The sequence below is a fragment of the Frigidibacter sp. MR17.14 genome (genome assembly GCF_037095735.1).
GTDB lineage: Bacteria > Pseudomonadota > Alphaproteobacteria > Rhodobacterales > Rhodobacteraceae > Frigidibacter.
Genome location: NZ_JBAWKD010000029.1, coordinates 1 through 9,535 on the forward strand (window position 1 = coordinate 1; position 9,535 = coordinate 9,535).

Annotated in this window: 10 protein-coding genes and 1 pseudogene; 8 read left to right on the forward strand and 3 right to left on the reverse strand. The window is 70.9% G+C overall.

All coding sequences use genetic code 11. The annotated features are described in order from the left end of the window. Together V8J36_RS22490 and V8J36_RS22495 are read right to left on the reverse strand one after the other, a co-directional pair. The coding region (locus V8J36_RS22490) for a GTP-binding protein (protein WP_318339134.1) at positions 1–107 on the reverse strand (107 nt) is incomplete at its 3' end. A 191-nt stretch (positions 108–298) separates the two neighbouring features. Beyond that, positions 299–607 (reverse strand): hypothetical protein, encoded by a 309-nt coding sequence (locus tag V8J36_RS22495; protein WP_336469558.1) that lies wholly within the window; start codon positions 605–607, stop codon positions 299–301. A gap of 111 nt (positions 608–718) precedes the next feature. On the opposite strand from V8J36_RS22495, the gene V8J36_RS22500 reads away from it, so the two are divergent. The 3 genes from V8J36_RS22500 to V8J36_RS22510 all read left to right on the forward strand — a co-directional run bounded on the left by V8J36_RS22500 (position 719) and on the right by V8J36_RS22510 (position 3,741). Further along, the gene (locus tag V8J36_RS22500; RefSeq protein WP_336469559.1) at positions 719–1,057 is read left to right on the forward strand and encodes a hypothetical protein; all 339 of its coding nucleotides are present in this window, start codon (positions 719–721) and stop codon (positions 1,055–1,057) included. A 468-nt stretch (positions 1,058–1,525) separates the two neighbouring features. Further along, positions 1,526–2,905 carry a cytochrome P450 gene (locus V8J36_RS22505; RefSeq protein ID WP_336469560.1) on the forward strand — a complete coding sequence of 460 codons (1,380 nt, stop codon included), beginning with the start codon at positions 1,526–1,528 and terminating at the stop codon, positions 2,903–2,905. 107 nt (positions 2,906–3,012) lie between these two features. Continuing rightward, on the forward strand, positions 3,013–3,741 hold the full coding sequence (locus tag V8J36_RS22510; protein WP_336469561.1) for a DUF533 domain-containing protein: 729 nt from the start codon (positions 3,013–3,015) through the stop codon (positions 3,739–3,741). Positions 3,742–3,957: 216 nt separating this feature from the next. On the opposite strand, the gene V8J36_RS22515 is transcribed toward V8J36_RS22510, so the two are convergent. Further along, positions 3,958–6,327, reverse strand: a complete 2,370-nt coding sequence (locus tag V8J36_RS22515) for a DNA topoisomerase IV subunit A (RefSeq protein WP_336469562.1) — start codon at positions 6,325–6,327, stop codon at positions 3,958–3,960. Between the two features lie 236 nt (positions 6,328–6,563). On the opposite strand from V8J36_RS22515, the gene V8J36_RS22520 reads away from it, so the two are divergent. The 5 genes and pseudogenes from V8J36_RS22520 to V8J36_RS22540 all read left to right on the forward strand — a co-directional run. Continuing rightward, positions 6,564–7,166 (forward strand): SH3 domain-containing protein, encoded by a 603-nt coding sequence (locus V8J36_RS22520; RefSeq protein WP_336469563.1) that lies wholly within the window; start codon positions 6,564–6,566, stop codon positions 7,164–7,166. Between the two features lie 368 nt (positions 7,167–7,534). Beyond that, positions 7,535–8,371 carry an SDR family NAD(P)-dependent oxidoreductase gene (locus tag V8J36_RS22525; RefSeq protein WP_336469564.1) on the forward strand — a complete coding sequence of 279 codons (837 nt, stop codon included), beginning with the start codon at positions 7,535–7,537 and terminating at the stop codon, positions 8,369–8,371. A 111-nt stretch (positions 8,372–8,482) separates the two neighbouring features. After that, on the forward strand, positions 8,483–8,692 hold the full coding sequence (locus tag V8J36_RS22530) for a twin transmembrane helix small protein (RefSeq protein ID WP_442902535.1): 210 nt from the start codon (positions 8,483–8,485) through the stop codon (positions 8,690–8,692). Between the two features lie 13 nt (positions 8,693–8,705). Then, entirely contained in the window at positions 8,706–9,278 is a 573-nt protein-coding gene (locus tag V8J36_RS22535; protein WP_336469565.1) for a cob(I)yrinic acid a,c-diamide adenosyltransferase, read from the forward strand. Between the two features lie 135 nt (positions 9,279–9,413). Further along, positions 9,414–9,535 (forward strand): annotated as a pseudogene (locus V8J36_RS22540) (electron transfer flavoprotein subunit beta/FixA family protein); the annotation flags it as partial.

Consider the following 9,535-nt stretch of genomic DNA (forward strand, 5'->3'; position numbering starts at 1 on the left):
AAGTACTTGGTGATCGCCGCGGTCAGCGTGGTCTTGCCGTGGTCAACGTGGCCGATGGTGCCGATGTTGACGTGCGGTTTCGTGCGTTCGAACTTTGCCTTTGCCATATTCCGGGCGCCTCATTGTCAGGGGGCCCCCGGACGGGGCCCGATTCAACACCGGAGGCTGAGTATGGCGGGCTTGCGGAAAAAGCAAGCGGGACCTGCCGAAAGCCGCGGCGGTGCCGGAAATGGCGGAAGCGGCGGCCGCGCCGGGGAAGGCGCGGGCGGCCCCCGCGGGGGATCGCCCGGCCCGAGGGTCAGGGGTAGGTCGCCTGCGGCACGATGGTGACCGAGTTCGGCACCGAGCGGTCGATGCCCGGGATCGTCGCATCGGCGCCGCGGCGGCGGCGCTGGGTTTGCGCCGGTGCCGCAGTGGCGGCCGGGGCGGTGGTGGCGGCCGCGGCGGCGGCAGGCTTCGCGGCGGTGCCCGAAGTGGTGGCCGCGCCGGTGGCCGTGCTGGCCGCCGCGCTTGACGGCTTGCTGGCCGCCGGGGCCGCGGCGGCGGTGCTGCCACCGGTCGCGACCGCGGCCGCCTTGGCGGCCGAGCTTGCGCTGGCCGCGGGCACCGCGGCGCCGGTGCCGCCCTGCTTGGGCAGCAGCTGGCGGGCGGCGACCGCCTCGGGGGTGAACCAGGCCTTGTTCTCGACCAGCCAGNACCGGTCGCGACCGCGGCCGCCTTGGCGGCCGAGCTTGCGCTGGCCGCGGGCACCGCGGCGCCGGTGCCGCCCTGCTTGGGCAGCAGCTGGCGGGCGGCGACCGCCTCGGGGGTGAACCAGGCCTTGTTCTCGACCAGCCAGGCGTTGATCTGCCGCGCCGCCGCCGCCGCGAGGTTCTGCATCTGCTCTTCGCGGCTCTGTGTCAGGCCCGAGCCGATGACGGTCTGGCCGGTGAAGGGCTCGAAGACGGTGATCGACTTCGGCTCGGCGTTGATCCGGCGCTGCGCGGTGTCGTCCCAGACGTTGACCGACAGGGCCAGCACCGATTTCGGGTTCACGATCAACGGGATGCCCGGATAGGCCAGCGCGAAGCCATCGACGTTGATGCCCAGGTGATAGAGCTTGTCGCCGTCATAGCGCCCGGTGCGCTTCACGATCTCGGACTTCAGCAGCGTCTGCCATTCCTCGCCGGTGGCGGCGCGGGACGGACCGACCTGCTTCATCTTCGAGGTCACGATGATCGTGTAACCCAGCTGGAAGTTGCCCAGGTCGGCCGGCGGGGCCGAGAGGTCCTCGCGCCCGGCGCAGGCGGCAAGGGCGAGGGGCAGGCAAGCGGCCAGCATCAGCTTGGCCAGGCGTCGTATCGGTCGGATCATGCGCGAAGGTATCTCCCTGGTCGGTCAAGCCATAGCCGCGATGGGACCATGTAGCAATCATCGGGGCCATCACCAGGGCGTTGACCGCAGCCCGCCAGCCCCCTTGCGGGTGCCCGGCCGGCCCTTGGGCAGGCGCCAGCCGCGCCTATATCGGAGCCAAAGGAGGCCGCCCATGGATCAGATCGCCCCGCCCCCGCTGCAGCCGTCCCTGCCGGTGCAGGTGCCGCTTGCGACGCAGCCGCTGGGGATCCTCGGCTCGCTGAAGGTCGCGCGGCGCAACCTGATCGAGCTGATCCCCGAGATCGCGCTGCACCAGCCGATGGTTTCGGGGCGCACGGGCAAGCGCTGGCACATGGTGATGGACCCGGGCGCGCTCAGGCGGATCCTGAAGGACCGGGTCGAGGACTATCCGAAATCGGACGTGACCAAGCTGATCCTGGGCCCGGCGATCGGCGAGAGCCTGTTCGTGGCCGAGGGCGCGCAGTGGCGCTGGCAGCGGCGGGCGGCGGCGCCCGCCTTCTCGCACCGCAACGTCGCAGCCCTTGGCCCGGTGATGACCCGCGCCGCCGAACGCGCGGCCGAGCGGATCGCCGCCGCTTCGGGACGGGCGGCGAATGTCTTCGACGAGATGGTCTCGGCCACCTTCGAGGTGATCGCCGATGTGACGCTGTCGGGCGCCGAGGCCGGGGGCGCCTTCGACCGCGACGCGGTGCACAAGGGGATCGAGGCCTATATGGCCCAGACCGCCAAGACCTCGCTTCTGGACATCCTCGGCGCGCCGCCCTGGGTGCCGCGCCCGTCGCGGATGTTCGCCTCGCCGGCGACGAAGTCGATGCGGGCGATGGCGGATGCCACGATCGAGGCGCGGGCGCGCACCGGCCCGCGGCCCCTGCCCGACCTGCTCGACCTTCTGCGCGAGGGGCAGGACAGCGAGACCGGCAAGCGGATGAACACGGCCGAGCTGCGCGACAACCTGCTGACCTTCATCGTCGCCGGGCACGAGACCACGGCGCTGACGCTGGCCTGGGCGCTCTATCTCTGCGCCTTCGATCCGGACGTGCAGCGGGCAGCGCGGGCCGAGGCGCAGGCGGCGCTGGGACCGCGCGCGGCCACCGCCGAGGACCTGCCCGCCCTGCCCCTGATCCGCCGCATCGTCGAAGAGACGCTGCGCCTCTATCCGCCGGCGGCCTTCCTGTCGCGCACCGCGCGCGCCGCCGACACGCTCTGCGGGCGCGAGATCCGGCCCGGCGACACGGTGATCCTGCCGATCTACGCGCTGCACCGGAACCACCTGCTGTGGGACGAGCCCCATGCCTTCCGCCCGGACCGCTTCCGCGAGCGCAGCTTCGACCGCTTCGCCTTCCTGCCCTTCGGCGACGGGCCGCGGGTCTGCATCGGCGCGAGCTTCGCGCTGCAGGAGGCGGTGATCATCCTCGCGACGCTGCTGGCGCGTCTGCGCTTCGCGCCGGTGCCGCGGGTGGCCCCGAAGCCGGTGCTGATCCTGACCCTGCGCCCCGAGGGCGGGATCTGGCTGATGGTCGAACCCGCCTGACCTGCCGCCCCGCACGCGCGGTTTTCCGCCGACCGCGCGCCGCCCCCTCGCGGCCGCGGCCCCGGCCCCCCATGTCCAGAGCGACGGAATATGAACGGGAGACCCTGATGAGCCTTCTGAAAACCCTTGCCAAAGTCGCGATCGGCGTCGCCGCCGCCAAGGGCGTGAAGTCGATGATGGACCAGCGCCGCCAGCCCTATGACACCAGCCACGGCCGCATCCAGTCGCGCCAGACCGGGCTCGGCGGGCTTCTGGACAAGGTCGGCCAGCGCGGCGGCGGGCTCGACCAGCTGATCGCGAAGGCGGGCGGCGCGGGCGGCCTCGGCGGCCTCCTTGCCGGCGCAGGGCTTGGCGGGCTGCTGGGCGGCGGCGCCACGGCAGGCGCGCGGGCGGGTGCGGCGACGGGGGGCGGCTTCGCGGCCAAGCTCGACCAGGCCCAGCGCCATGGCGGCGAGCCCGAGGTGCCGCCGACGCCCGAGGAAGAGGCGGTGGCGGCGCTGCTGCTGCGGGCGATGATCCAGGCCGCGAAATCCGACGGCCGCATCGACCGCGACGAGCGTGCGCGGATCCTGTCCGAGCTCGACGACGCCAGCCGCGAGGAAATGGACTTCCTGATGCAGGAGATGGAGGCGCCGATCGACATCGAGAGGCTGGTGGCCGACACGCCCGCGGGGCTCGAGCCCGAGGTCTATGCCGCGGCGCTGATGGCGATCAATGTCGACCACCCGGCCGAGACCGCCTTCCTGCAGGCGCTGGCCCGCGGCCTGCAGCTGCGCGGCTCGGAACTGACCGAGATCCACCGCGAGGCCGGCCTGCCCCCGCTCGCGCCCGCCTGACCCCGCCCCACCGAGCCGGGGCCGAGCCGGGCCGAGGGCGCCCGCCCCCCTTCGGCTTGGCAAAAACACTCCGGGGAGCCGCCGGAGGCGGCGGGGGCAGAGCCCCCACCCTTTCCGGCTTTCGCATTGGCCCAAATATCCCGGGGGTGAGCGGGCAAGGCCCGCGAGGGGGCAGCGCCCCCTCCCTGTCTACTCCCGATGCCGGGCCGGACCGCCTCAGGTGAAGCGGTTGTCCCGCGGGAAGCCGCGCGGGGCCATGCGCCCGGCGGTGGCGCGCTTGGCGATCCACTCGGCCAGCTCGGCGCCGTCCTCGGTGCGGGTCCGCCCGGCCGGATCCTTCCACGACAGGCCCTGCGCCAGCACGAAGGTCGTCGCATCCGACAGGCCGCCGTCCTTGTACTTCTGCAGCCGCACGCCCTTGCCGCGCGCCATCTCGGGCAGTTCCTCGAGCGCGAAGACCAGAAGCTTGCGGTTCTCGCCCACCACCGCGACATGGTCGCCCGCGACGCGCCGCATCAGCTTGGCCTTCACCTTGTCGCCAAGGTTCAGCACCTGCTTGCCGGCGCGGGTCTGCGCCACCAGCTCGTCCGCGGCGGCGATGAAGCCGTCGCCCTCGGTCGAGGCCAACAGGTATTTCTCGCCCGCCCGGTGCACGACCATCTCGACGATGTCGGCCTCGTTCGGCAGGTCGACCATCAGCCTGAGCGGCTCGCCCATGCCCCGCCCGCCGGGCAGGTTCGCGCCCAGCAGCGTGTAGACCCGGCCGTTGTCGCCCAGAACCAGCAGCCGGTCCGTCGTTTCGGCATGGAAGGCGAAGCGCGCGCCGTCGCCGTCCTTGAACTTCACCTCGGCATCCAGCGGCTGATGGCCCTTCATCGCCCGGATCCAGCCCATCTTCGAACAGATGACGGTGATCGGCTCGCGCTCGATCATCGCCTCGATCGGCACCTCCTCGACCTGCCCCGCCTCGGCGAAGCCGGTGCGGCGGGCGCCGCCGGGGCTGCCCTTGCCGAACTTCTTCTGGATGTCCTTCAGCTCGGACGAGATCTTCTTCCACTGCAGCTTGTCGCTGCCCAGCAGTTCGAGCAGCCCGGCGCGTTCGGCGGTCAGCTCTTCATGCTCGCGCTTCAGCTCCATCTCTTCCAGCCGGCGCAAGCTGCGCAGGCGCATGTTGAGGATGGCTTCGGCCTGCGTCTCGTCCAGCCAGCGGGTCCCGGACGCGGAATACATCACCTCGGCCTCGCCATCGGGCCGCGCGGCGCGGGCGGGGCCCACATAGTCGCGTTCCGAGGTGGCGCGGGGATGGCTCGCCGACCAGTCCTCGGCCACCAGCGCGGCCTTCGGATCGTCGTCATAGCGGATGATGTCGATCACCCGGTCGAGGTTCAGATAGGCGGTGATGAAGCCCACCAGCACGTGCAGCCGCGCCTCGATCTTCTCGATCCGGTGCTGCGAGCGACGGATCAGCACGTCGCGGCGGTGGTCGAGGAAGGCGCGCAGCACGCGGCTGAGCGAGCAGACCTCGGGCACGCGGCCGTCGATCAGCACGTTCATGTTCAGCGAGAAGCGGATTTCCAGATCCGAATTGCGGAACAGCATGCCCATCAGCATGTCCGGCTCGACCGTGCGGGCGCGGGGTTCCAGCACGATGCGCACGTCCTCGGCGCTCTCGTCGCGGACATCGGCCAGCGCGGGGACCTTCTTGGTCGAGATCAGCTCGGCCAGACGCTCGATCAGCTTCGACTTCTGCACCTGATAGGGGATCTCGGTGACGACGATCTGCCAGGTGCCGCGGCCCAGATCCTCGACCGACCAGCGCGCGCGCAGGCGGAAGGCGCCGCGGCCGGTGCGATAGGCTTCAAGAATGTTCGCTGCCGGCTCGACGATGACGCCGCCCGTCGGGAAGTCCGGCCCCGGGACCAGCGCCACGATCTCTTCCTCGGTCGCCTCGGGGCGCTTGATCATCAGCTGGCAGGCCTCGATCAGCTCGTCGAGGTTGTGGGGCGGGATGTTGGTGGCCATGCCGACCGCGATGCCGCTCGCGCCGTTCGCCAGCAGATTCGGGAAGGCCGCGGGCATCACCACCGGCTCTTCCAGCGTGCCGTCGTAGTTCGGGCGATAGTCGACCGCGTTCTCGGCCAGACCTTCCATCAGCGTCTCGGCGATCGCGGTCAGGCGGGCCTCGGTGTAGCGCGAGGCGGCCGGGTTGTCGCCGTCGATGTTGCCGAAGTTGCCCTGCCCGTCGACCAGCGGGTAGCGGACGTTGAAATCCTGCGCGAGGCGCGCCATCGCGTCATAGATCGCGGCATCGCCGTGCGGGTGGTAGTTGCCCATCACGTCGCCCGAGATCTTCGCCGATTTCCGGAAGCCCCCGGTCGCCGACAGGCGCAGCTCGCGCATCGCGTAAAGGATGCGCCGGTGCACCGGCTTCAGCCCGTCGCGGGCGTCGGGCAGCGCCCGGTGCATGATCGTCGAGAGCGCATAGGTCAGGTAACGCTCGCCGATGGCGCGCGAGAGCGGCTCTGAGGAGGTGGCGCCGGCGCTGTCGAAAGCGTCGTCTGCGGGTTCGTCGGTCGGATCGGTCATGCCCCCGGATACTGCGCCGGGGGCGTCCCGGTCCAGATCGAAATCGCGATCGAAACCGCGCGGCCCGCCCCCTGGCAGGGAGCGCTTCGTGCTATGCTGTCCGAACAGGCATCGAGTCGCGCGCAGACCTCGGGATGCCGCGCGCTCACGACTTCGGGAACAAGCCGGCCGGACCTGCGTTCAGGGCACGGGTGGCGAAACCAGGGAAGGGTGAAGCGATGTTTCTGGTGCGATTGATGAAACTCGTGGCGCTGACCGTGATCGGGATGCTTCTGGTCGCGACGATCTGGGGACGCCCGCCCGAAGGCGGCCGCCCGACGACGCTGGCGGCGCTGGCCAAGGCCCCCGCCCCGCAAGGCCTTGCCCCGCAAGACGACGAGCGCAGCGCGCTGAAGGCGCTGATCGCCAATGTGGTTCCCGCGACCCCGGCCGTGGCCGCGACCTCGACCGCGCCGGTGATTCCGGCCGTGGCCGAGGCAAAGGCCGCCGCCGCCCCGATGCCGGCCGCGGTCGTTCTGCCTGCCCGCAGCGCGCCGAAGATCGTCGCGACCCGCGACGGGCTGCCGGTGCTCTACCATCCCGACGACGCGGTGGCGGTGCCCGTTGCCGCCTCGGCGGGCGCGACCGAACCCGGTCGCACCGGCTATGTCACCGGCAAGCGCGTGAACTTCCGCGAGGCGCCCACGACCGGCGCCGCCGTCGTCGACACGCTGGGCCGGGGCGAAGCGGTGACGCTGGTCGGCGCCCCCGAGGGCGGCTGGCAGAAGATCCGCATCGAGGGCTCGGGGGGCGAGGGCTGGATGTCGTCGAAATTCCTGTCGGACACGCCCCCGGCATAAGACGCCAGAGCGACGGGCCGGAGTGACCGGCCAGAATGACGGGCGAGAGTGTCGGGCCGGAGTGACGGGCCGGAGTGACGGGCCGGCCAGAATCAGACGCGGGCTCGGCACGGACGGCGGCCGCCTGGCGTCTGCCGCGCCGGGCCACGATCGGGTGAGCATGAGCACCAACGTCGACCAGTGGGCCGTCGCCAGCGGGCGGGCCCTCCCGGGTGCGGGCAGTGCCGGCAACCGAGCCGGCTGCGCCGCGCGGACGCTTGCAACCGCCCCCGCGCGGCCAGCCGCGCCACGGCCCGCATCGCCTTTCCGCTTGCCCCGCCCTGCCCTGCCCCCTAGCCCTTGGGCATCGCGGCAAGAGAGGCGGACCGATGACCAAGACGCGCAGCATCCTGATCACCGGCTGTTCCTCGGGCATCGGCCATGACGCCGCCCATGGCCTCAAACGCGCCGGTTGGCGCGTCTTCGCCACCTGCCGGTCCGAGGCCGATTGCGAGCGCCTGCGGGCCGAGGGGCTGGAAAGCTTCCGCCTCGACTACGCCGATCCCGCCAGCATAGAGGCCGCGCTGGCCGAGGCGCTGGCGCGCACCGGCGGCACGCTCGACGCGCTTTACAACAACGGCGCCTTCGCCTGCCCCGGCGCGGTCGAGGACCTGCCGCGCGCCGCGCTCGCCGAACTCTTCGAGACCAATCTCTTCGGCTATCACGACCTGACGCGGCGGGTGATCCCGGTGATGCGGGCGCAGGGCCACGGGCGGATCGTCAACTGCTCGTCGGTGCTGGGGCTGGTCGGGCTGAAATGGCGCGGCGCCTATGTCGCCTCGAAATTCGCGCTCGAGGGGCTGACCGACGTGATGCGGCTGGAACTGGCCGACACGGCCATCAAGGTGATCCTGCTGAACCCCGGCCCGATCACCTCGCGGATCCGCGAGAACTCGATCCCGCATTTCGAACGCTGGATCGACTGGCGCGGCTCGGCCCGGCGGGCGCAGTACGAGGCGTCGCTGCTGAACCGGCTCTACAAGGACAAGGGCAAGCCCGACACCTTCGAGCTGCCGGCCGCCGCCGTCACCGCCAAGCTGATCCGGGCGCTGGACGCGCCGAACCCGGCCCCGCGCTATTATGTCACGACCCCCACCTACCTGATGGGCGCGCTCCGTCGGCTTCTGCCCGGTCGGGCGCTGGACTGGGTCGCGCAGAAGGGCTGAACCGGGGTGCCGGCGAAGGATGGGGCGACCTTCCGGGGGGTTTCCCTTTTGCACCGCGCGGGTCTAGTGTCGCGCCCCGAAGGGCGCCGGGCGCCTTGAAGGGGGGCGAGGATGCTGAGGGACGATCCGCTGTTCTACGTGGTCGTGGCCGCGGTGCTGGTGGTGCTGGCGATCCTGATGATCGGCATCGGCGGTTTCGCGAAGGGCGGCGAGTTCAACCGCAAGCACGCGAACCGGCTGATGCGCTACCGGATCATCGCGCAGGCGGTGGCGGTGGTGCTGATCCTGCTTTTCGTCTGGCTGCGCCGCGGCATGATCTGAAGGACGTGACGACATGGTGGTTCTGAACCGCATCTACACCCGCACCGGCGACAAGGGCGACACCGCGCTTGGCAATGGCGCGCGGGTCGCCAAGTTCGACCTGCGCGTTACCGCCTATGGCACGGTGGACGAGACGAATGCGACACTCGGTCTGGCCCGGCTGCACGCCAGCGGCGAGATGGACGCGGCGCTGGCGCGGATCCAGAACGACCTCTTCGACCTTGGCGCCGATCTCTGCCGCCCCGAGATGGAGAAGGACGCCGAGGCGCCCTATCCGCCGCTGCGGATGATCGCGGCGCAGGTCGGGCGGCTCGAATCAGAGATCGACGCGATGAACGCCGACCTTCCGGCGCTGCGCAGCTTCATCCTTCCGGGCGGAACGCCGCTGGCCGCGCATCTGCACCTCGTGCGCACCGTCTCGCGCCGGGCCGAACGGGCGGCGGTCGAGCTGGCGACGGCCGAGGCGGTGAATCCCGAGGCGGTGCGCTATCTGAACCGGCTGTCGGACTGGATGTTCGTGGCCGCGCGGGTCGCCAATGGCGGCGGCGCCGGCGACGTGCTGTGGGTTCCCGGCGCGAACCGCTGATGTCGCGAACGACGCCTTCGACGCGGCGTTTGTCGATTTTAGCCTGTCAATGCCGCAGGGCAGCGGCTAACAAAATTACCGATCACGGGCTCACGGGGCCTCGGTAGACGAGATGACCAAGGAGATTATTGGCACATGAAGGTTCTGGTCCCTGTCAAACGGGTGATCGACTACAACGTGAAGGTCCGCGTGAAGGCGGACGGATCGGGCGTCGATCTGGCCAACGTGAAGATGTCGATGAACCCCTTCGACGAGAT

Coding starts and splice junctions, on each gene's coding strand:
- V8J36_RS22510 (WP_336469561.1), top strand. CDS start 3,013: ATGAGCCTTCTGAAAACCCTTGCCAAAGTCGCGATCGGCGTCGCCGCC.
- V8J36_RS22515 (WP_336469562.1), bottom strand. CDS start 6,327: ATGACCGATCCGACCGACGAACCCGCAGACGACGCTTTCGACAGCGCC.
- V8J36_RS22535 (WP_336469565.1), top strand. CDS start 8,706: ATGGTGGTTCTGAACCGCATCTACACCCGCACCGGCGACAAGGGCGAC.
- V8J36_RS22520 (WP_336469563.1), top strand. CDS start 6,564: ATGAAACTCGTGGCGCTGACCGTGATCGGGATGCTTCTGGTCGCGACG.
- V8J36_RS22530 (WP_442902535.1), top strand. CDS start 8,483: ATGCTGAGGGACGATCCGCTGTTCTACGTGGTCGTGGCCGCGGTGCTG.
- V8J36_RS22525 (WP_336469564.1), top strand. CDS start 7,535: ATGACCAAGACGCGCAGCATCCTGATCACCGGCTGTTCCTCGGGCATC.
- V8J36_RS22505 (WP_336469560.1), top strand. CDS start 1,526: ATGGATCAGATCGCCCCGCCCCCGCTGCAGCCGTCCCTGCCGGTGCAG.